The organism is Butyrivibrio sp. TB, assembly GCF_900110805.1.
GTDB lineage: Bacteria > Bacillota > Clostridia > Lachnospirales > Lachnospiraceae > Butyrivibrio > Butyrivibrio fibrisolvens_C.
Map to the genome: position 1 here is coordinate 78,735 of NZ_FOER01000013.1, position 23,548 is coordinate 102,282.

Below are 23,548 nucleotides of genomic sequence, written 5' to 3' on the forward strand. Positions count from 1 at the left end.
AAAGGTAAGAGTGGCAAAAAAGACAACACACTCTCAATAATTCTTATCGGCCAAAAAAACAAAAAACTTTATGAAGGAAAATGCAATTAAGCGCGTGACTAAAATCGTAACACCAAAAAAAAGACTTCACCCTTGCAACTACGTTAACATGGGCGAAGTCTTCTGTTTAGGTTATAGATCGTGTATTCGTTAATAGCAAATTCTTACTTTGCGCTTTTATAAAGCTCTTTGAGTTCGTCTATATCAAAATCATATTTCTTGCCACAAAAATGACACTTAGTCTCTATAGGCTTACCATCTTTGATGATATTATCAAGTTCGGCTCTGCCAAGAAGAACCAGTCCTCTTGAAACTCTGTCCTTGGAACAGTTGCAGTGCCACTGTACAGGCATACGGCCGTTCCATTTGATATCGAAACCGTCAAGTACTATCTCAAGCATCTGCTCGGGAGTCTTGCCTTGTTTTAACACATCTGTAACTGTAGTGAACTTCTTAAGATTCTCTTCAAGATGTGATATAACAGCCTCGTCTGCAAAAGGCATAAGCTGCACTATAAAGCCTCCTGCCTCTCTAACAGTATTGTCATGGTTCATAAGAACTCCAAGACCTACTGATGAGGGAGTCTGCTGGGACTTGGCAAAATAGTATGTGAAGTCTTCTGCAATCTCGCCGGTATAAAGCGGAACCTGCCCTACATAAGGATCCTTAAGACCCATATCCCGGATAACAGTGAATGTACCCTTGCCAATGCCTGCGCCAACATTAAGATGCCCTGCACTGTTGGGAGGAAGGACAACATCACCGTTATTAACATAACCCTTGACCTGACCTATATTGTTGGCTGTTGCAAGAACTCCTCCAAGAGGACCATCACCTTCAATCTTGACTGTTATAAGATCTTTCTCATGCTCCATCATGGATCCCATCATGATAGTTCCTGACATAAGACGTCCAAGAGCAGCTGTAGCTATAGGGCTTATATCATGAGCCTTCCTTGCAGTCTCCACAAGATCTCTTGATGTAACTGCAAATGCTCTTATCTGATCTGATGCAGCTGTTGCACGCACCATATAGTCGTTATAATTTGTACTATTATCCACTTCTTATTCCTCTTCCTTATAAACTGTTATATTATTATCAGAATTCTTCCTGGCAATAATATATATCCTCTCACTCTCATCTGTAGGATCCTCGTGTGTATCTGCATCTATAGTCGTAACAAGATCCATGCCGGATGCTTCTACTATGCCTATCATCTCCTCAAGAGTATATCCCCTTTGAAAATGAGTCTCGTTAAAACGTCTGTATCTGTCACCTTCTTCATGTACGAAGATAGTCAGATCATACTCATTGATACAGGTATCACTGTCATACCAGTTATCCCAGATAAAAGCACAATCATCCCTGTCTTCGGCTATAGTTGTGTTGCCTATAACATCACGGTATTTATAAACTGTGTTAAAATCAAAGATGATGATACCACCCGGAAACAGGTAATTATTGACAAGTCTTAGCATCTTAACAACATCTTCCGGATCTGTAAGATAATTGACACTGTCACACACACTTAAAAAGGTTCCTGCTGTGCTGTAAAGCTCAAACTCTCTCATATCCTGTTCAAGGTACATGATATCATAACCGGATTTGTCCCTTTTGTCTATCGCAATCTGCAGCATCTGCTCAGAATTGTCTATACCCATGATATCATAGCCTCTCCCTGCCATCTCCTGGGCAAAAGAACCCGTGCCGCAGCCAAGTTCTACTACAAGGTCACGCTCCTGCGAAAGAAGCTGTTTTTCATCACCGCCGTCTAGTCCATCTGATTCTTTAGAATCCTGCGGGGATTTATCCTGCTTTTTAGTTTTTGTAATACCATATTTTTGAATAAGATCACTTATAAAATCCGCCCATTCGCTGTATGGGGTTTCATCCATAAATGTATCGTATACAAGTGCAAAATCAGTATATGAATCCATAATAAGTCACATCCTTTCATCTTCTCACAATTCTAACATAAATATCGGCGCTCGGCTTCCATGCTTTTTTCCTATAAAGTTTTAAGCTAAATATTCCGAAATTACATATGCGATTCTGGATGTTTATATCTATGTATAACGTCAGAATAACAACAAAACTTCAGGGGGCTATATATGGTTGAAATCCTTAATGAAAAGGAATTAGGATCAAAAACTCATTGTGTGACCATCGCAATTTTTTTGAATAAAATAAATGAAAACGCTGAGACTATATCTAAAGAGGATTGCGCTTTCATTTTTATTAACGTGTCCAATTTTAAGTCTTTTAATCAAAATTATGGTTTTGCACAGGGTGATCAGTTTCTTGATTTCCTAACAGACAAAATTCATGATGCATTCCCTACAGATCTTCTGGGAAGGGTCTCGGGTGACAGATTCCTACTCTATGTCAAGACTATTGATACTGACAAGATAACGGGCAGCCTTGCCAGAATACAGGAAGATATTCTAAGTTATAAATCCACAATTCCGCTTCATATAAACTGCGGAATATATATTAATGACAAAAAAGACAAAAAGCCCACTCAGATGATAGACTGCGCCAAGCTTGCCTGCGACTATATAGAAGATAACCTTGATAATTATATAATGATCTACAATGAAAACATCGAACAGGAGCTTGATTTTAAGCATTATATAATCACAGGCTTCGAACAGGCTGTCAAAAATCATTATATACAGCCCTATTTTCAATGCGAAGTAAGATCTCTTACAAGGAAGATCTGCGGCTATGAAGCACTGGCAAGATGGATAGATCCCACTTACGGATTCGTATCTCCGGGAGTCTTCGTTCCGATTCTTGAAAATGCCAGACTCATCCACAAACTGGATCTGTGTATCATAGACCAGGTATGTCAGGTTCAAAGAGCTGCTATCGACAACGGATTTCCTGTGCAGCCTATATCTGTCAACTTATCACGCCTTGATTTCCTACTATGTGATATTTTTGAGGAAGTTGACAACCTGCGAAGAAAACATAAAGTTCCAATAAAGCTCATCAATATAGAAGTTACAGAAGGAGCTTTTGCCCAGGCCAACAATTCCCTTGAAACAGGTGTTGAAAACTTCAGAAAAGCCGGCTATCAGATCTGGATGGACGATTTTGGAAGCGGATTCTCCTCTCTTAACAACCTTCAGGCATATCAGTTCGATGTCATCAAGATCGACAGAATGTTCCTTAAGGATATGAATGATAATCCAAGATCAAGGATAATCCTCGCCAGTGTTATCAACATGGCCAAAACGCTCAAGATGCATACCCTGGCAGAAGGTATAGAGACCGAGGAAGAGTTTAACTTCCTTAGTTCTATAGGCTGCGAAAAGATACAGGGATTTCTGTTTGGAAAGCCCAAACCCTGCGATCTTAACGTTCAGATGGATTATAACTGTGAAGAATCTGATCTTCATAACTATTATGATAAGATGGGTGAAGTTAATGTTATCTCCCCGTCTCCATTTGATACCTCTATGACAAGGATATTCAGTGAAGAGGCCATAGCCATATGCGAAATAGAAGGTGAAAGAAATCTAAGATATATCTTTTATAATGATACCTTTAAAGACCTTCTTGCACATCTCAATATTCATTCTAAAGAACAGGCGCAAGACAGAGCCAAGGAATCCGGCATGCGTGAAAACGACATGTTCTTTGAACTTGCAAAAAAAGCTGAGAACACCGGCAAGATAGAGTCAACCGACCTTATCATAAATGGTGCTATTATAAATGAACGACTTAAGTTTCTTGCAAGAAGCGGAGACAAAGCAACCTTCCTTCTATCTAGTACAAATCTGTCTTCACAAAAGAGCATACAACAGGCTCAAAATATTCAAGCCTCTATGCGCCATATGCTTACACTATATTTCAGGATAGATCTGTATGATGAAGATGGAAGTGTAGAGAACATATATCTTAATTCCAGTCAGAACCGAATAACTGATGAAAGTACTGACGCTGTAGAAGCTGTATCTATGTATGCAGATAATTACCTTCCCGAAGATGAGCGTGACAATTTTAAAAACTATTATGACATCACAACTGTACAAAGCAGATTAAAAGAAAATAACGTTGAGTATCTTGTAGGCTTCTATCACTCCATTGTTCCAGAGTTTGAAGATCGTACACAGATATACATACTTCTTCCTTTTAAGATCAATCAAAGACAAAAATACCTGTCACTTGCCAGAAATATGCAATATCCGCCGGATTATGAAAAGCACTTTTAACATTTTAATCTTTTGTGCTAACTTATCAACCACAACATTAATGGTAGGAACGTTTGGTTGGTTGAACGACCCTCCAAATTTGGAGGGTCGTATTTGAATCATACCAGCTCCTTATAACATGTGAAATATTATTGGATTTTTCCTTGAAGTAAAACCTGTATTAAAGAAATTGCCATAGCAATAGTCCATACTAATATACGAGTGCTTAAGAAGTGTTTAACACACAAGAAGCTTATGAATATAATTGCACTCCACAAAACGATTGTGATTATCATTGGTACGCCTCGGCTCTTAAGGTTTTGTAATCCGCCAATTATCTGTGCCCAGCCAATCACACCAAGAATCCATGATACGACAAAAACAGCAATGGATATAACAATGCTCATATTATTTGCCTCCTGTTATAGACAAAAGTTTCAAACGCCGATTATTCAGGGTGTCCAAAAATGCGTTCTAATGGTATTACAATGCATATATATAAATAATACACTTTATTTAGTACACCATCAATCGCTTCGGCGCACAGACGGGCTGCTTGTTAATCTATTCGAAATCTTTTATTAGTGTCATATATAAAAAATAAGTTGAACGACCCTCCAAATTTGGAGGGTCGTATTTGCGAAGGGTGGTTGTATACATTTGCCAATGTTATCCGGAGGTTTTATATCAGCAACACCGCCCCTATACCACAGGACTGTTTAATCACTGACCGCAAGTGCATGGGATTAGGTATTACGTCCCAAGGTGCCTATATATTCTCCGGTAACGTAGCCTCTGTCTCAAGGCTTAGGCTACTCACTTAGGGTTGTTAGACACCCCCCACGGGCTTGCCCGTGGGTATTAGCGAGTGTTAATTACCGCCTATTTTTTATTTTTAATTAATGCATATATAATTGTAAATACGCCCACTCCAATAGATCCGATAAAAACAACTCCCATCCATCCTAAAGATAATAATTTATCAGTTGGTAGATATTGGATTTGAGGTATCAATATTTCATAACGGTCTTCCTCATCTGCCGAATGTACGTTCAAATATTTCCCATGCTTTTTTGTATACGATGGGTTTTCTTGATCAAGAGCAGTATATCCACCATTAGGCCAGTGTATAGTTCTGGGGATATATGTTTTAGAATAGAAATCATCATAGTCAAAATATTCGCCACCATACCCAACTTCTATGTCAACAATTACCGAATACGTATCATCATAATATTTCACCTCTGTATTTACAGGATATACCCCTAATGGTTCAGCATTTGGATATATGTACAAAGCAAAATAAGCTAGAACGATAACAAAAGATCCCCAAAACATTTTGGAATCTGCATCTTCTTCGCCTTTTATGATTTTTACCGAACTATATACTAAGAAAATGATCGCAAAAAAACTATCATCAAAAGTGACATATTGTTTCCTCCTACATCATTTCGTTGTATATATAGTCTTCAAGCTCTGTTGAACGACCCTCCAAATTTGGAAGGTCGTATTTGTAGCATATCTTGTATTTTAAATACAACCTTCTTCAAAATATTGATCAGTTTGATACCACAGCATCATGTTCATGGATTCATTATAGTATGATGTGACAGTTCGTACCAACGTTTTTTTCTTGTTCATCCGGACAGCCGGTCAAATAAGTAATATTGGCATATTGTTTTTCGGTAAGTCGTAGGAATCGTACTTCTCCCGTCGCGGGAGCATACTCTTTCAGTCGGTCAAATCCCTTAAATTGCTGTCACAAATCTGTAAAATATTATATCACATATATGTAATGCACCCTACCTCATAAATGTAAAACAGAATTGCACATATATGTTAAATGAGGTATAATCATCCTTGAGGTGAATAACATATGGATAATACAGAAAAGATATATCGCAACCGAATAACTGATTCCGCGTTAGAACTAAAGCTCGAGGCTTTTGGTGCAACATTAATCGTGGGACCAAAGGGCTGTGGAAAAACAACAACTGCAAAGCATTATGCAAATAGCTATATAGAGTTTCAAGATGAAGATACCAGAGAAAGGCTTTTGTCCGTTGCCGAAAACATGCCTTCAAAGCTTCTGATCGGAGATAAACCAAGGCTGTTTGACGAATGGCAGGATGCTCCGAAGATTTGGGGAGCAATACGTAAAAGCGTGGACGACTCCGGGTTAAAAGGTCAGTATATCCTTACCGGCTCATCTTCCCAGAAGGTTGAAACGGCTCATACCGGAACACTGAGGATTTCAACACTTCGTATGTTTCCTATGAGTCTGTATGAGAGCGGCGAGTCTTCGGGTACCGTTTCTCTTATGGATCTTTTTGAAGGAAAGGATATCGAATGGGAAGAGTCTAAGCTGACGATTGACGACCTGATCTATGCTATCTGTCGTGGCGGATGGCCGCAAAGTATTGATGTCGAGAACAGGGAAGCTGCGCTTTCTATCGCATCTGATCTCTTTTACCAGACTTGTCATACTGATATTTCTAATATCAGCCATGTAAAAAGGAATCCTTTATGGGCAGAACGTCTGCTAAGATCCTATTCAAGAAATATATGTACTTTGGCAGAAACAAAAACCATTTTTTCAGATACTTCGCAGGCAACGGGAATATCAAAGCCTACTTTCTATGATTATTTCCATGATCTTGAAGATTTATACATAATAGACGAACTTCCTGCATGGTGTCCCGCAATCCGTTCAAAAGAAGCAATCAGATCCGGTAACAAAAGAAATCTAGTGGATCCATCCATAGCAGTAGCAGCACTTGGTCTTTCGCCTGAATACTTCAATACCGATTTCAAGACATTAGGTTTCCTTTTTGAATCATTATGTATCAGAGACCTAAAGATTTATTCCTCCGGAATGAACGGAGAAGTCTCATATTACCATGATCGCTATGGTTTGGAAGCGGATGCAGTACTCCATCTTAAGGATGGGCGATATGCTCTGATAGAATTCAAACTCGGAAGTAAAGAAATTGATATGGGCGCCGAACATCTATGCAAGATAGAAAGACTCATTGGAGAGTACAACAAAAAGGAAAAACAGGTCCCGCTAAGATTGCCGGATCTTAAGCTTGTCATAACCGCGACTGAATATGGTTATAAGCGTGAAGACGGCGTATATGTTATTCCTATTGGATGTCTGAAAAATTAGCCACAAACTATAATCAATCACATCTCCTGCTTCCATTCGCATTCATTCCTAAAACGGGCAAGGTCAGCATCTGTTGTTATCTTGTAGTTGTTCTCATCTCCGGGTATCATTACAATCTTCATGCCATCCATGATAGCCGGTTCACTGCTTCCGTGGATGTGGTCCATCTGAGCTTCTGAAAGTTTATTGTTGGCGGCAAGATACTTTCCAAATCTAAAGACTTCAGGAGCCTGCCCTGCAAGGACTTTGGACCTTTCCAAAAGATCAGTTATATGTTTTCCATCTTCTGACATATATACAGTATCTCTCATCTTAAGAACAGGAATAGCGCCGTCTGCGCCGTCTGCAGCCTCTATGCATGCATCAAGCATCTGCCTCGTCATACATGGCCTTGCAGCATCTATTATGGCTACAAGGTCACCTTCTCCTATAGAGTTTTCCAGTTTCTTAAGCCCGCTTAAAACAGACATCTGCCTGTTGAACCCTGGGTTTGCATACCTAAATTCTACGCCGTGTCTGCCGCTGTCTCTGATACTTTCTGCGCAGCACTCGCTCACAAGCTGCCTATACTGGTCAGCACATACGATGACTACTGTTGATATAACAGGATCTGCGATCACTGTATCTATAACATAAGAAATGATAGGCCTTCCACAGATCTCAATATACTGTTTGGGAGTATTGGTACTGCTGATACGGGCACCGACACCGCCTGCAAGAATAATAGCTGAACACGAAATAACACTCATAATAACCCCCTTTATTTTAAAAATAATGCAACCAGTTGAAAGATTTAACCGAATAATATTTCGACATATTTATATAGATTCTTAAACCTAATTCTTGATTTGAGCAAGCAATATTTTTGTAGTATTATATTTTTCGGTCTGTTACGCTTTTCCAACATTTACTACTTAACTAAAACTTCGCACTTGCCAAACATACACCACCCTTTGAGGCAGCACCGATGCGGATAGTTTATAATGCATTTTCATATCTTTTGAAGGTGTTATAAAATTCAGGAGCATGAGAGATGGATTTTTATATTCTTCTTAGGGTCTGCATGTCTGAGCGAAGCGAGTTTCAGACCCTAGAATATAAAAATCCAGATATCATGCCTTGAATTATAACACCTTCAAGATATGAAAATGCATTATAAACTATCCGCATCGGCGCTGCCTCAAAAGGTGGCGTATGTTTGGCAAGTGCGAAGTTTCAGTACTTAATATATAACCGCAAAATATCAGACTAATCAGTTCTGAAAACGAGGTCACTCACTATGTTTAATATATTAAAAAAAGAACCTGTAACAATCATATCACTTATACTTGCAATAATAAGCGCTTTCTTAGTACATCCTGATGCTGAGTATATTTCCTATATAGATTTTAGGACACTTAGTATACTCCTTTGCCTTATGCTTGTAATGGCAGGACTTCGTAAGGAGGGTGTTTTTAAATATATTGGAGAAAAACTCCTTGCACGTACTTCTACAAAAAGAGGTCTTGCGCTTGTCCTTATAACTCTATGCTTTTTCTTTAGTATGCTCATCACCAATGATGTTGCGCTTATAAGCTTCGTGCCATTCTCCATAGAGCTTATAAACATGATGCATGATGAGAATAAAGGATCTCTTGCCATAAAACTTATAGTTCTTGAGACTATAGCTGCCAATCTTGGAAGTATGCTGACTCCTATCGGCAATCCTCAGAACCTGTATCTGTACTCTCTGTCCGGTATCAGTATTATAAGCTTTATAAAGATAATGCTGCCTTATAGCCTTACATCTCTTCTATTACTGCTGTTATTCGGGATATTCATGTTCCCTGTTAAAAAGGGTACACCTGATGAAACTGTCATGGAAGAAGTTGACGATGCTAATAGTAAAGAAGAATCTGTATCATCCACAAGCAAAAGTACTGATAGAAAGACCAGCGCATCTTTTTCCAAAAAGATGATAACATCCTATCTAGTGCTGTTCTTACTAAGCCTTCTGGTAGTAGTCCATGTCCTTCCATATCAGGTGGTACTGGCTGTTACCATCGCAGTAGTTCTACTTATCGACAGGCAGACTATCACTAAGGCGGACTATTTCCTTCTTCTGTCATTCATCTTCCTGTTCATATTCGTAGGTAATATCAAAAGAATAGAGCCCATTAGAGATGCTCTTCAGAACGTCCTAAGCGGGCGTGAAGTTATCACATCAATAATAGCAAGCCAGTTCATCAGTAACGTTCCTGCTGCGATCCTGCTATCAGGAATGACTGATAAACTGTGCCTGCTTATAGTAGGTACTAACCTCGGCGGCCTTGGAACTCTTATAGCTTCTATGGCAAGCCTTATATCGTTTAAGTTCTATGGACAGATGAAGGATTGCCAAAAAGGAAGATATGTAGCTGTATTTACACTGTTAAATGTGGTATTTCTTGCTATTCTTGCATCAATGAATGTGCTAATAGCTTTAGGATAGTTTCTATCTTTATAAAACTTGCCAAATCTCAGCAACAGATCACTCTCTTGCCATCTTGGATTCTATCTTGTTATGGTACATGAGTTCATCTGCTCTTTTGAAGACATCGTCCATGGACTTATCTATAGCACTGTCATATATAGCCATTCCCGCGGCAATACTATAACGCTCCCATGGTTCTTTAGATTCATCTTTGAATATATTATCAAAAGTATCTATCAGTTTTTGGAACAATCCCTCTCTATTTTCATAATCGTTTTTTTCCAAAAGAACCACAAACTCATCTCCCCCTATCCTGAATACAGGAGAATGGTCATATATGATACATACTTCATGACATGCGCCGGAAATATAATCATCACCATGCTCATGGCCATAATTGTCATTGATCTTTTTTAGATTATTAAGATCCAGCATTATAATTCCAAAGACTGCTTTGCCGGCAGCTATATCATCGTTAACTCTTTTTTTGATATTGTCATACCATGCCTTATTCTTGACATGGGTAAGTGCATCCTGATAAACGACCATGTCCATGCGGCTGACCTTACTCTTCATATCTTCAACCTTGCCCTGAGCATCGACCATGTCTGTAACGTATTCCCGCATATCAACAGAGAGCCTTTCTATGGCATCTTTTAAGGATTCGACTTCATTCTTTGTACTTATATCAGGGGCATGGTATATAAGCTTCTTAGGATCTTTCTGTTCATGGGCAATATCTGCAAACTCTACTACACTCTTTTCAAGCTTGGTTATAGGATCTGTGAAGTTTCTGTTGATCCATGTCAAAAAGAGAGCTATAAATATAGTTCCAAGAGCTACAATTAGCATAATATTAGCAAAAGTATAGTTTCCGATGTCTTTGAGAAGTTCTGATATTTCTATGTCTACACACAGGAGAGCAAATTTGTTGCCTTTAGAATCTATTAAAGCTCTGGCACCTGTATAATCATATCCCCAGGAGCTAAAATCCTTAAAGAAGGTTATGTCTCTGCCATCATTGGTCATCATGGCATCATAATACAGCTTAAGTTCGTCAATTGCATAGTCATCATAAGAGATCGAACCAAGATAATACCCATCAGGTTCATACTGCCTTCCGTATTTGGTATCAGCAGACAATATGTTAAGCATGCCGGGTTTTTCATCAATAATCGGATATACGATATACAGATAGTGGATGTCAAAATCCTCCATAATTGCGTCCATAAAATTCATAAGCTCTTTATACTTCTTGGATTCCACACCTGTTTCTACACATTCCGACAGATCTTCAATATCAATATGGCTTTGTACATAGTCTATGATATCCGACATTCGCTTCTCATAGGATTCATACAAAGAGTCTGTATAGGTAAAATATGTAAGAGTACTAAGTATAAGACACAGAATCAGTATAAAAGCTGTACATCCTATGAATACGCTTCTTTTTAGCGGCTTTCTATTAGATGGCATGACAATTATGCCTCCTTTGAACAAGCTTCAAAACGATATATAAAGCAACATAGCTACAAAAACTCTTATCTTATATATCGGAACATCTATGATTCTCAATACCCTAAATGAAAGCTATAGTCTTACTAAACAGTGCGTGGGATTCAAGTATATCGCGGCAATCCTTGGATGAAGGCTCTCCATTATCAAGAAGCTGACCTTTGAAGTTATCCATAAAGTCATAATAATCGCATACATATATTGTCACGCTGCTTGTATCAAAGCCTTGTACCGGGATCGTATCCATATCAGTCTCGCCAGGCATGTATGCACCATTTGCATCAACAGCAACTACAACATAGTCCATGGCTGCATCATGATCATATGAAAGCACAAGTTCAAAAGGAGTAAGCGTTGCTGTAAGTTCATCAAATCCGCTGTCCAGACCTGTTAATGCTATTGTCTTACTTGCAGAGTTTGTACGATCAACATTTACATCAAATGTAAAGTTCCATGGTCCATCTATCCACCAGTTCTCATACTCGTTTGGATATGTAAGGCTGGCAATATCATCACTTGAAAGATTAGCAGCTTCGGGGTTATCGATACTTGTCACTAGCTTGTTGATAGTAACATCTACTGTAAATGTATCAGGAAGCTCATAATACTTCCACTCTACATCAGAGTCGCACAGCTGATCACTGCTTTGAGCGACATCATCCGGAACGTATCTAAGTACGCTCTCAAGGTCAGTCTTGATATAGCCTACAAATGTATGCTCGTCTTTGAACTCTCCTTCTATATAGTCAAAACAGTAGCTCTGGTATGTACTGTCTGTTGCAAAGCTGTAGTCAACCTTTGAATCATAAACTTCAAGTCTCTTAAGGCCATCAATTTCATAGATCTGGTCAACTGGGAATGCGTCCTTGGATTCTACCGCAACACTTATATACATAGACTTACCATCGCAGTATATATCCTGAAGTGTTACTGTGGTTTTATTTATGCTTGATGACAGCTCACCTGGATTACCATTTTCATCGGAGGATATAGGTGTAGCATAGCTGTCATAAGATCCGCCAAATCCAAGCTTATAACCTATATTGGCAAAAATATCTCCCACAAGCGGAACATCCTTGGCAAAAGCAGGATGTGATATACATAGTCCTGAAAATATCACTAGTGCGAGTATTGCTGCTATTGATGTTATAAAGGCTATCCTGCCTCTTGTAAATACTGATTTTTTTCTTCCTGATGTCATATGGTCTTGCCCCCTGTTGTCTGAGTCTTTGATATATAGTGATCTGTTATGTTGCGAGGTATTATCTGATGTTTTGCCAGTTGATGCTGTATTATTAACTTTTCTTCCTCTACGCATATCAGCATCTGCATAAAAATCAGCGCAGTCTTCTATCAGTCTGTCATCAACATTACCCAATGCTAAGAATAAGTTCTCACTGTTCATACGGCCAGATATCCCTCCTTCATAAGTCTTTCCTTTAGTTTGTTCCTGATCCTTGTAAGCGTCACACTGACATTACCTTTTGTCATTCCAAACTTCCCAGCTATAAAAGCTATATCATAAGCATAGAAATAACGGCCCAGGAATATATATGCTTCTTTCTCTGGAAGTTTTCCCACAAAGTCTGAAACTATGCCTGCGAGTTCATTTCCCATGATGCTGCTTTCTACGCTGCCTGAATCAGGAATGCACTCATCAAGTTCTTCCAAAACGGCTTCTATCTCACCGCCGCCTCTTTTCTTGGCACTTCCTGCGCGGTATCTGTCATATGCAAGTTCTCTGGTTATCTTACCGATAAAACCTTTGAATGCTATGGGCCTACTGGGCGGTATCTTGTTCCAAAGCTTTATGTAGGTGTCATCAATGCATTCTTCTACATCCTGAAAGCTTTTTAGGATATTGCCGGCAATCATCTTACAGTAGCTTCCATACTTGTTGTCTGTCTCTCTGATTGCCTGCTGATCTCTTTTAAAGAAGAGTTCAACAATATTTCTATCTTCCATATCTGCTCCCTTCGACTTATTTTTGTCTTTCATATATATAGCCGTAAGATTTTGAGGATTATTACAACTTTTTTGAAAATTGCTTTTGAAATGATAACGGAATTTGCAAAATGATGCTAGGGGCTGGCGAAATGATATCAGGGGACGGAGTAAGGAACTATTTTGAAGATCAAAAATAATCCCTTACTCCGTCCCTTGGTATCATTTCGCCAGCCCCTGGTATCATTTCGTCAAAGCGCCAGAAATCTCGCTATCATCTCAGGTCTTGACGGATAATACAAATGAGCAAATCCTGCAAAAACATTCTTGTAAACCTGAATCCCCGTCCAGGACTTTCCGGAAGGCTTAGTAAGAAGGCAGGTATCTCCATTGTCCGACGTATCATAATAATGAAATTCATGGGCTCTTATCTCCTCGGCCACCTTTAGATAAGGATTGTCAGATGTGCTTCTGACAGTTACATATCCAAAATGGCCCAGTCTGTCTCTCATACTGCCGCTTCCTTTTAAAACTCCGACCATCTCATATGTTTCTTTATCAGGAGAAGACAATCTTTCCTGCAGATACATAAAGCCTCCGCACTCGGCAAGGATAGGCATACCATTATTAGCAGCTCTTAATATATCTTCCTTCATGGATGCATTTTGGGATAACTCTCCGGCATGCAGCTCCGGATAACCGCCTCCCAAGATGATCCTTGATACCTCAGGAAGTTTTGGATCATGAATCGGAGAAAAAAATGTGATACTTGCTCCCATCTCTTTAAGAAGATCCAGATTGTCTTCGTAGTAGAAACAGAAAGCTTCATCCATGGCAACGCCTACTCTGACAGGCTCTGTGGCATGTGAAAGTCCTGCTGCCTTGATACTATAACTTGTCTCTTCATCCACATCCCCAGGTCTTAGGATATCACCTGTTGATCGTGCTATATTTATAAGCTTATCCATGTCAAGGCTTTGTTCCAGGATACCCGAGACCCTGTCAATCTTTGCCAGAATATCCTCTATCTCAGATGGCATTACAAGTCCAAGGTGTCTGCTTTCAAGAAAGCTTTCAGCAAGTTTTGGAAGCATCCCTATAACCGGTATATTAAGCTCATCTTCAATATCTTTCTTAAGACTATCTGCAACCATTGATGAAATATTATTAAGGATGACTCCTTTGATAAGGCCTTTCTTGTCGTAATCAGCAAAGCCCTTTATAAGAGCTATCACAGACTTGCTCATTCCTTTACAGTTAACAACAAGTATAGCAGGTGAACCGGTTATAGCGCAGATATCATAGGAAGATCCTTTAACAGAATCAGCTTTCATTCCGTCATAAAATCCCATGACTCCTTCCATGACACCTATATCTTTATCAATGCTTCCCTTAACAATCGCCTTTTTTATCCCATTATGTCCCATCAAAAAAAGATCCAGATTCCTTGAAGGAATATTAAGGACTTTACTATGAAACATAGGGTCTATATAATCCGGCCCGCACTTATAAGATGCACATTTATATCCGTGCTTTTCAAGGATTCTTAATAAAGCACAGGTTATAAGCGTCTTGCCACTGCCACTTGATGGAGCACATACCATAAATCTTGGAAAATCTTTTGCTTTAATCATACTCACCTTTTGGATAGAATATCTTGATCAGTACAAAGCGTTATAATATATACAGGGTTAAGAGCATCAGCCAGATGATATCTTCCGGCTTTTCTAAATCTTGTAACACTGACCTGTATTATATCAGGCTCTAAATAAGGATAGTCCTTCAATAAGTCCATAACTTCGGCAAAAGACTCTGCTGTAACCGTATTGATAACTACCCTCGCATTCTTGTTTTTGTCATAGACAAGTTTTAATATATCTCTCATATTGCCGCTGCTGCCGCCTATAAATACATGTGTCGGAGTAGCAAGATCATTTAAGATATCCGGCGCTATACCTTTGACTATCTCCATATTGCTCACATGAAACTTCTCTTTATTTTGAGAAAGTAGTGATATAGCTTCTTCATTTTTTTCTATGGCAAAGACTTTAATATCAGGCGATGACAAAGCTGCTTCCAAAGATATAGAACCTGTTCCTGCTCCTATATCATATACAACAGCATCTTGTGACAATGACAGTTTTCTTATAGAAAGCGCTCTGATCTCTTCCTTGGTCATAGGTGTCTTGCCACGGATAATGTCAGAATCACAAATACCGCCTGCATAGATTTTGCTATCAGCATTTTCATTGTATACGTATAGTAAAGTCTTACCTTCAATACTATTTAGAATATTATTGTTCGTATCGTCCTGGCTGCATAGTAAAACCATCTTATCTATATCATCTTTATTTAATTTATCCTTATCTATATCACCTTTGTCTTCATCTATATCATCTTTATCATTAGTAATCTTATTAGTAATAGATCTTATCTCAACGATCTTCTCATCATTGCATCCAAGATTACATCCTGCAACAATCCTGATATTTAGATCAGACAAACCCTTGCAGATATTTCGTGCATCATCTGCATCTGAAGGAAGTATTATAGTCTCTTTATTTGTTTCTACATAATCCCTTACATTAACCTTCCTGCCATGCGCACTTACGATCTTTACATTTTCAAGACTTAAAAACAGCTTATTGGCAAAAAGCGCAACTGAAGATATACCACTTATTCTTCTTACTTCATATCCCTTTTGCTCAAAAACTTCTGTAGCCTTTTTGGCTCCGCTGCAAAGGCTTATATCTCCTGAAAACAAAATGACAGGATTAGTATATCTATTATTGACGATACCATTTATATCTTTAGTTAATAATTGGTATATTACCTCTCCATTATATTCCTTTACAATAGGTATACCTGCATTCTTTAGTTTATCTGTAACTGAAGAATCCAGATTTCTTAACACAGCTTCAGCTCCAAATATAATATCTGCACTTTCCAAAGCTTTTAGCAGTTCGCGTGTATAGTATTCAGATCCGCCAGGTCCTATCCCTGCAAGGGTTATGATCTTATTATTGTTATTATGACTATAGTCAAGGTCATCTCCAGGCTTGTCCTCTATAATATCTAAGATTTCCTCCATACTATAGCTATTAGAGTCCTTTGTTACGGACTCAAGATTTCTTATAACGATAGCCTTGATACCGCAGCTGTAAGCTGCTTCTATCTTCTCATCAAATCCGCCTGTTCTGCCGCTTTCTTTGGTCAGTATAGCCTTGGCGTCAACTTCCCTTATAGTTGCTATATTCATCTCTTTAGAAAAGGGCCCTTGCATAGCTATTATCTGTCTGCCTGAAAGCCCGGCGTCAGTACACTTTCTGATGCTATCTTCACTTGGAAGAACTCTTGCATAGAGTCTCTTACTGCTATCAGGAATACCTCCGGCAATCTCAGCAAGGTTCTTACTGCCTGTAAGAAGGAGTATATTGCCTGATACTCTCTTAAGTTTTTCTATAGCTTTATGAATATCATCTACATAGACAACATCAGACGTCCCCTTTGTATCTACTTCAGCAGAAAAATCTTCATGATGATCCGCGCTGCAAGATGCCTTTTTGCCTGTATCTCTTAGAAGCCTTAGATATGTAACGCCCTGCTCTTTACAAGCGCTTTTGATCTGCCTGGATACTTCGGTTGCAAAAGGGTGAGTCGCATCTATCACAAGATTAAAACCGCCGTCTATAATGACTTTCCTTATTTCTTCTTCATCTTTTCTCCCAACAAGGAGATTATCTTCGTCAATATCTTTTAATATATCCCTGCCGTACTTGGTTGCTACGCTGACTTCATGGTCTATGTGCATCCTCACAAGATGTTCTGTAAGTATACGTCCTTCTGTTGTTCCGCCAAATACAAGAACTTTACATCTATCTGACATTTTCACTCTTTTCACCCCTATAGCCCCTTGCAGTTACCATCACATCACTAATATTCTTTGTAGAAGAGTTACCTATAAAAACAGTACAGAACATATCTGCATCAGCATCTTTTAATTCTAAAAGCTTCATGACTTCATATCTCTGGCCATCTCTTCCTATATTCCTTGCTATACCGCATACTCTGTCTCCAGGTATAGTCTCAAGTAGGATATCGCAGGCATGGGACAGGTAACCTTTTCTGGACCGGCTCTCAGGATTGTACAGGACTATGACCATATCACTCCTAGCTGCTGCTCTTAACCTTTTTTCTATAAGCTCCATTGAAGTAAGTCTGTCACTTAAACTTATAACGCTAAAGTCATGTATAAGAGGAGCTCCAAGTATAGCCGCTCCCGATATAGCTGCAGTTACGCCGGGGACTACTTCTATCTCAACTTCAGGAAAGTCTCTTCCAAGTTCATACGAGAGTCCTGACATTCCGTATACGCCGGCATCTCCTGAGCAGATAAGAGCTACGTGATTGCCTTCATCAGCTTTTTGCAGCGCCATTGCAACGCGCTTTTCTTCGCCCATCATAGGTGTGCTTAGATATTCTTTGTTAGGAAAATAAGGCTTTACAAGATCACAGTACACAGTATATCCGCATATTATGTCGCAAGATTCAAGGACATCTATAGCCCTTAATGTCATATTTTCTTTACTTCCCGGGCCTATCCCAACAACCCATAGCTTTTTTGATTTCATATACAACCTCATAATCTAAAATACGATATCAACATCTGTAAGTCCTAGAGCGATCGTCATACCATCCCTAGTAGTCTTCTTAAGAGCTAACTGCCTGCAACCATAAGCCTTCACTGCCCTTTCGCATACGTTATCAGCTCCGATCGTCTTCATGACCATATCTGAATGGTCAAAATCTCCTACCTGCTCCATCAAAACTTCAGACGAAAATGTTACAAAAGGTATATTCAGATACTCAGAAAGTTTGATAAGTCCTTCTTCATCTTTTTTCTTATCTACAGATACCAAGGCTTTGACTGATCTTATGTCATAGTTATTAATATCAAGTATTTCTTTTAAAAATACATATAGCTTATCAAAACTCTTCCCTCTCCTGCAGCCCATTCCTACTACCAGCATCTTAGGAATAAGGTACATGCCGCCGTCTTTCTTGACATATGGTGTCACTGTAAACTGCGCATCACTCCCTGCAAGGATCCTGGCTGTAAATTCCTTGGCCTTATGCATATCACCTATGGCCATATCGTTGGAAGAAGCGAAGACATCTATAGCAAATTCATCTCTAACATCTGTTGCAGTTGTGAGTACAGGTGCTGCTCCTATTATCCCGGCAAGGTACCTTGCAGCATCAACTGCGCCTCCAAGGTGCCCTGACAAAACAGGGATAACGAATCTTCCCTTTTCATCTATTACGATTACGGCAGGATCCGTGGTTTTGTCCTTGATAAAAGGGGCAACGGCTCTTACTGCTATACCTATTGCTCCTATAAATACAAGGATATTACCTTTACTAAAGTTATCAAAAGTCCAGTCCGAAAGGCTTGAATTTTTAGATTTAGAAGAATATTCCTTCACAGAATGCTCATTAAATTCAGATGAATATTCCTTTACAGGATACTCCTCAGGTTCAGACTGATGTTCTATACTAGAGCACAAACGTTCCATCAGCTCTCTTCCTGCATCTGTGAAGCATATAAATCTGTATATTCCTGTATTAGCTGTATACATATCTGGTACCTTCCGACGTTTTTACTATGTCAATTCATAAACTGCCGTCTGACCTTTTTATACATATCATCTGATAATCCAAAGAGGTCCTTAAGCTGCTCTTTGTCTATAACTTCCTTAGGACTTTCAAAAGTGCATGTCCCATCATCTCTGACAAGTAGTACCTTGTCTGATATCTCCAGTGCAAGGTCAAGTTCATGAAGGGACATGATGATGCTAACACCTTTGTCAGACAGCTTCCTTAAAACATCCATAAGTTCAAATCTATGTCTTATATCAAGATAGGATGTTGGTTCGTCCATTATCAATATCTTTGGATCCTGACAGATTGCTCTTGCTATCAGTGTCCTTTGCTTCTGGCCGTCACTAAGGGATGAAAAAGGTTTACTGCTCAGCTTGTCTATATTCATCATGTAACAGGCAGATATGGCGCCTTCTGTATCTTCTTTCTTAAAAAGTCCAAAATCACTGTAGGGAAGTCTGCCTGATAAGACTACGTCAAATGCGCTCATATGCTGCGGATTAACCCTTGTGGTATTTACAATGGACATGGTCTTTGATAACTGTCTTAAAGGAATCTCTCTTATATCCTCTTTGCCTATACAAACTACTCCGCCAAGAGACCTAAGCTCGCCGGATATAGTCTTCAAAACTGTAGACTTGCCGCCTCCGTTTGGGCCTATCAGGGATACTATATCGCCTCTATCGATATCAAGAGACATATTTTTTATAACTATATGATCGCGATAGCCAGCCGTAAGTCCTTCTATTTTTATATCCATATCAGTACTCACTTCTCCCGTGCCTTTTCATTATCATAAATACAACTAGCGGTGCTCCAAAAAGAGAGGTCACCGCTGATACGTTAAGCTCCGTAGGTGCAAACAGCATCCTTGCCAGTAGATCACTAAAAAGACAGAATATCGCTCCTGATATGAAGGATGCAGGGATCAGTATGACCGGCTTAGAAGACTTAAGCGCCTCTCTCATAAGAAATGGAACTGCTATCCCGATAAAAGAGATAGGACCTGCAAATGCTGTAACGCAGGCAGACAACAGACTTGACAAGGTGATGATAATAAATCTGCACAGCCTTACATTAACTCCAACGCTCCTTGCATAGGACTCGCCTAATCTAAAGGCATCAAGACTCTTAGACAAAAGCATTACTAAAACAAAAGATATTGTCACTATTACAAGACAGTATTTTGCACCTTCCATATCAGCGCCTGAAAAGCTGCCCTGAGACCAGCTATGGAGATTGACTATGTCCGAGTCATCTGCAAAAGCTATAAGAAAGTCCGTTACAGCGCTGCAGATATATCCGATCATAATGCCTGCAGCAAGTAAAGCAGCCATATTCTTAACACTTCTTGATATGATTATGATAAAACCTGTAGCTATGACCGCACCTACAAATGCTGACAGTACCAGCATATACCCTCTGACATAAAAGCCTGTCCTTGCTACAACTATAAGAAGAATAGCAACTACCATCTTAGCTCCGGAGGATATTCCAAGGATATATGGCCCTGCTATTGGATTGGAAAAATAGGTCTGAAGCAGAAAACCTGCCACAGCAAGAGCTCCCCCAAGTATAAATGCCATAATGGTTCTGGGAAGCCTTATATTCATTATGATATTTACCTTCTTTGTATCTCTGGAGATACCTGTCAGTATCCTTATCATATCATCTATACCGATACTCACATTGCCTATGAAAAGATTAAGTACAAAAGCAGCAAAAGCCGCCAATACCAAAAATATAAATACTAATATGATCCTTTGATCACTACTTATCCGGTTACTTTTATCATACTCACTTTTATTAGGTTTACTTTTGTTAGGATCTCTTTTATTAAGCTCACTTTTCATAAACATCTTTACCTTTTCTATAGCCGGTAGTAAATGAAGGTGCATACAGCTTTGACAGCTCATATCCGCTCTGGGCTACGGCCTGTCCTACTATGATAAGTGCCTGTCTGTCTATGTTGTGTTCTTTGGCGACCTGGGGGAGCTGTTCAAGTGTGCATACATATTTCTGCTCATCAGGCCAGGTTGCTCTATAGACAAGAGCACATGGTGTATCCTTGGAAACTCCTGCACTTATAAGCCTGTCTGATAACCTCTTCGTCTGACCTGCAGAAAGGAAAAATACCATAGTCGCACCATGACTCGAAAGAGCTTCTACAGATTCCCTTTCAGGAACGCCTGTCCTTCCGTCAATTCTTGTAATGATAACGCTCTGACTTATCCCCGGAAGTGTATATTCCATGTTAAGAGCTGCTGCCGCTCCGCAAAAGGAGCTGACACCGGGAGTTGTATCATATTCAATCCCTTTTCTATCAAGGATATCCATCTGCTCTCTTGTGGCACCGTAGATACTGCTATCACCTGTATGGAGTCTGACTGTTGTTTTATTATCTTGCTCAGCTTTAAGTATAATATTTATTACTTCATCAAGATCCAGTCTGCTGCTGTCATGGATCTCGCAGCCTTTTTGGGCATAATCCAAAAGCTTGGGATTTACAAGAGATCCTGCATATATTATTACATCAGCTTTTTCTATAAGCTCTTTTCCTCTGATGGTTATAAGATCAGCGGCTCCGGGGCCAGCTCCTACAAAATGTACCATATTTAACCTCATATCGCGAGCAAAGCGAGTGACTAATGGTTCAAATTGATGGAGCTCGCGACATCAATTTGGGTTTGAAAGTGGAACACTTTCAAACTTAACATTCCTTTATCCATTCATGTGCATGGCTTGTTGCAACAAGTTCTTCATTTTCACAGGCAAAGACTATTACTTCAACTTCCAGAGTATCACCTGACCATTTTTGCATATGATCTTTGATAGACTGTGCCATATTGTCAAAAATAATATCGCCTTTACCTGTTGTATTTATGATCCTCACAGCTTCACCTGTCATGACGCATTCCATAAGATCAGCTTTTATAGACTCATATGTTTGTGCATCAAGGAGCTTCTTGCAAATATCAGATAGAATCTCCATCCTGTGATCTCCATACATGGAGTGAGTATTTTTGATGCCTCCTGCAACCTTGACAAGCTTACCTATATGACCTGCAAAAAGAAGTCTGGAAAAGCCCTCATCTGCAGCGATATTAACAGCGTCATAGACAAAATTAGAGCAAAGGACTACATCTGTAGCATCTATCTTGTAAACTTCACTTAGAAATGACAGTCCATAATTGCCGGGAGCTACCATTAGTATGTCACTTCCTTGAGCTTTTCTTACCTTGGTCTCAACACGGATCGTATCAATTACAGCCCTATCGCTCATAGGTTCGACTATTCCGGTAGTTCCTAGGATGGATATACCTCCCACTATTCCAAGCTTTGGATTGAAAGTCTTTTCGGCAAGCACTTCTCCATTTGGAACGCTTATGATAACGGATACTCCTTTATCCTCAATGCCATATTCTATAAGTATATTTTCAAGATTTTCTTTTATCATCTTCCTTGGAACAGAGTTAATGGCAGCATTACCTATAGGCTGATCAAGACCTGGCTTTGTAACTCTTCCAACACCCTCTCCGCCGTCTATAAATATACCTTTAGTATCAGTAAGCTTAAGCCTTACGCATACCTTTGATCCTGTAGTCACGTCAGGGTCATCTCCGCCGTCTTTGACTACAGCGCAGCTTACATAGTCTTCTTCTCTATGTATATCTATTATCTCTGCATTAAAGTTAATGCCTCCCGGCGTAGAGATACAGGCAGTATGAATATCACTGCCTGTGATAAGCATGATAAGAGCAGCCTTGGAGGCAGCTGCTGCGCAGCTTCCTGTAGTAAAACCGTATCTTAACTTTTTGCCGGATTTTTCTATATAATGATCGTTCATAGTAGTTTTTTCCAAAAAGCCTTTATATACTGCCTGCCCTGTAAAGGTTTTGGGGCTCTTACGTCATGTTGTACAAGATTGAGTTACATATAGCTGCAGCAACTGTGCTTCCGCCTTTTCTGCCTCTATTTATAATGTAAGGGATATCTGTTTCAAGAATCAGTTCCTTGGCCTCTACCACATTTACAAATCCAACAGGTACGCCTATTATAAGCTCCGGACGAAGCTTCTTTTCATCGATCAGTTCTCTTAGTCTTATAAGAGCAGTTGGTGCATTTCCAATTGCAAAGATAAGCGGAGCATCTATCTTAAGCGCCTTGTCCATGCTGACAACAGCTCTTGTGACCTGCATCTGCCTGGCCATCATACTTACATCTTCATCAGCCATAAAGCAGTGAACTTCTCCGCCATATCTTGACAGTGTCTTTTTATTGATACCTGCAAGAGTCATGTTGGTATCTGTTACTATATGAGCTCCATTTCGTATTGCAGCTTTGGCCTTGTCTATAACATTATCAGAAAAGACAAGCGTATCAGCATAGTCAAAATCTGCTGTTGTATGTATAGCCCTGATAACCGTAGGTTCAAGATCGCCTGATATACTCTTACCCATGATATCAAGCTCTTGTTTTATAATTCTAAAACTCTCCTTCTCTATATCAGAAGGAAGTATATGCTTTAATTCCATAATGGTCCTCTAAAATTCATGATCCATTTCAAAA

At 39.4% G+C, this 23,548-nt stretch carries 20 protein-coding genes; 3 read left to right on the forward strand and 17 right to left on the reverse strand.

Annotated features, from left to right (window positions below):
* Positions 1-203: 203 nt before the first annotated feature.
* Complete coding sequence (hslO, locus tag BMX21_RS10235) at positions 204-1,070, reverse strand: Hsp33 family molecular chaperone HslO (RefSeq protein ID WP_034464675.1); 867 nt, start codon at positions 1,068-1,070, stop codon at positions 204-206.
* A 33-nt stretch (positions 1,071-1,103) separates the two neighbouring features.
* A complete protein-coding gene (locus BMX21_RS10240) occupies positions 1,104-1,976 on the reverse strand; it encodes a class I SAM-dependent DNA methyltransferase (protein ID WP_022755946.1) in 873 nt (290 codons plus the stop codon).
* 174 nt (positions 1,977-2,150) lie between these two features.
* On the opposite strand from BMX21_RS10240, the gene BMX21_RS10245 reads away from it, so the two are divergent.
* The gene (locus tag BMX21_RS10245) at positions 2,151-4,259 is read left to right on the forward strand and encodes a GGDEF domain-containing phosphodiesterase (RefSeq protein ID WP_022755945.1); all 2,109 of its coding nucleotides are present in this window, start codon (positions 2,151-2,153) and stop codon (positions 4,257-4,259) included.
* Positions 4,260-4,387: 128 nt separating this feature from the next.
* Here the strand turns inward: BMX21_RS10245 and BMX21_RS10250 are convergent, their stop codons facing one another.
* Entirely contained in the window at positions 4,388-4,645 is a 258-nt protein-coding gene (locus BMX21_RS10250) for a hypothetical protein (protein ID WP_092043968.1), read from the reverse strand.
* A 475-nt stretch (positions 4,646-5,120) separates the two neighbouring features.
* Positions 5,121-5,576 (reverse strand): hypothetical protein, encoded by a 456-nt coding sequence (locus BMX21_RS10255; RefSeq protein WP_092043971.1) that lies wholly within the window; start codon positions 5,574-5,576, stop codon positions 5,121-5,123.
* Between the two features lie 538 nt (positions 5,577-6,114).
* Between BMX21_RS10255 and BMX21_RS10260 the strand changes: the two genes are divergently transcribed.
* Positions 6,115-7,407: an ATP-binding protein gene (locus BMX21_RS10260; RefSeq protein WP_092043974.1), complete on the forward strand. Its 1,293-nt coding sequence runs from the start codon at positions 6,115-6,117 to the stop codon at positions 7,405-7,407.
* 17 nt (positions 7,408-7,424) lie between these two features.
* Here the strand turns inward: BMX21_RS10260 and BMX21_RS10265 are convergent, their stop codons facing one another.
* A complete protein-coding gene (locus BMX21_RS10265) occupies positions 7,425-8,156 on the reverse strand; it encodes an IspD/TarI family cytidylyltransferase (RefSeq protein WP_092043977.1) in 732 nt (243 codons plus the stop codon).
* A gap of 530 nt (positions 8,157-8,686) precedes the next feature.
* Between BMX21_RS10265 and BMX21_RS10270 the strand changes: the two genes are divergently transcribed.
* On the forward strand, positions 8,687-9,877 hold the full coding sequence (locus tag BMX21_RS10270; protein WP_092043980.1) for an SLC13 family permease: 1,191 nt from the start codon (positions 8,687-8,689) through the stop codon (positions 9,875-9,877).
* 39 nt (positions 9,878-9,916) lie between these two features.
* Here the strand turns inward: BMX21_RS10270 and BMX21_RS10275 are convergent, their stop codons facing one another.
* The 12 genes from BMX21_RS10275 to BMX21_RS10330 all read right to left on the reverse strand — a co-directional run bounded on the left by BMX21_RS10275 (position 9,917) and on the right by BMX21_RS10330 (position 23,514).
* Positions 9,917-11,335, reverse strand: a complete 1,419-nt coding sequence (locus BMX21_RS10275; RefSeq protein ID WP_092043983.1) for a GGDEF domain-containing protein — start codon at positions 11,333-11,335, stop codon at positions 9,917-9,919.
* Between the two features lie 103 nt (positions 11,336-11,438).
* Positions 11,439-12,779, reverse strand: coding sequence for a DUF4179 domain-containing protein (locus BMX21_RS10280; RefSeq protein ID WP_092043986.1), 1,341 nt, complete (start codon positions 12,777-12,779; stop codon positions 11,439-11,441).
* Positions 12,776-13,339 carry an RNA polymerase sigma factor gene (locus tag BMX21_RS10285; RefSeq protein WP_027203179.1) on the reverse strand — a complete coding sequence of 188 codons (564 nt, stop codon included), beginning with the start codon at positions 13,337-13,339 and terminating at the stop codon, positions 12,776-12,778. The genes BMX21_RS10280 and BMX21_RS10285 overlap by 4 nt, the downstream gene beginning before the upstream one ends.
* A gap of 230 nt (positions 13,340-13,569) precedes the next feature.
* Positions 13,570-14,952, reverse strand: coding sequence for a cobyrinate a,c-diamide synthase (locus BMX21_RS10290; protein ID WP_034488994.1), 1,383 nt, complete (start codon positions 14,950-14,952; stop codon positions 13,570-13,572).
* A 2-nt stretch (positions 14,953-14,954) separates the two neighbouring features.
* Positions 14,955-17,204, reverse strand: coding sequence for a precorrin-6A reductase (gene cobK, locus BMX21_RS10295; RefSeq protein ID WP_092043991.1), 2,250 nt, complete (start codon positions 17,202-17,204; stop codon positions 14,955-14,957).
* A complete protein-coding gene (gene cobJ / locus BMX21_RS10300; RefSeq protein ID WP_034488996.1) occupies positions 17,194-17,949 on the reverse strand; it encodes a precorrin-3B C(17)-methyltransferase in 756 nt (251 codons plus the stop codon). Before cobJ ends, cobK begins: the two co-directional genes overlap by 11 nt.
* Before the next feature lie 15 nt (positions 17,950-17,964).
* Positions 17,965-18,957 (reverse strand): cobalt-precorrin 5A hydrolase, encoded by a 993-nt coding sequence (locus BMX21_RS10305; RefSeq protein WP_092043994.1) that lies wholly within the window; start codon positions 18,955-18,957, stop codon positions 17,965-17,967.
* A 29-nt stretch (positions 18,958-18,986) separates the two neighbouring features.
* Complete coding sequence (locus BMX21_RS10310) at positions 18,987-19,739, reverse strand: ABC transporter ATP-binding protein (RefSeq protein WP_051199263.1); 753 nt, start codon at positions 19,737-19,739, stop codon at positions 18,987-18,989.
* A 1-nt stretch (position 19,740) separates the two neighbouring features.
* On the reverse strand, positions 19,741-20,838 hold the full coding sequence (locus BMX21_RS10315) for a FecCD family ABC transporter permease (RefSeq protein ID WP_242952906.1): 1,098 nt from the start codon (positions 20,836-20,838) through the stop codon (positions 19,741-19,743).
* Positions 20,822-21,592, reverse strand: a complete 771-nt coding sequence (gene cobM, locus BMX21_RS10320; RefSeq protein WP_022754198.1) for a precorrin-4 C(11)-methyltransferase — start codon at positions 21,590-21,592, stop codon at positions 20,822-20,824. Before cobM ends, BMX21_RS10315 begins: the two co-directional genes overlap by 17 nt.
* Before the next feature lie 97 nt (positions 21,593-21,689).
* Positions 21,690-22,826, reverse strand: a complete 1,137-nt coding sequence (gene cbiD, locus BMX21_RS10325) for a cobalt-precorrin-5B (C(1))-methyltransferase CbiD (RefSeq protein WP_092043997.1) — start codon at positions 22,824-22,826, stop codon at positions 21,690-21,692.
* Between the two features lie 58 nt (positions 22,827-22,884).
* Complete coding sequence (locus tag BMX21_RS10330; protein ID WP_022754196.1) at positions 22,885-23,514, reverse strand: precorrin-8X methylmutase; 630 nt, start codon at positions 23,512-23,514, stop codon at positions 22,885-22,887.
* Positions 23,515-23,548: the final 34 nt, after the last annotated feature.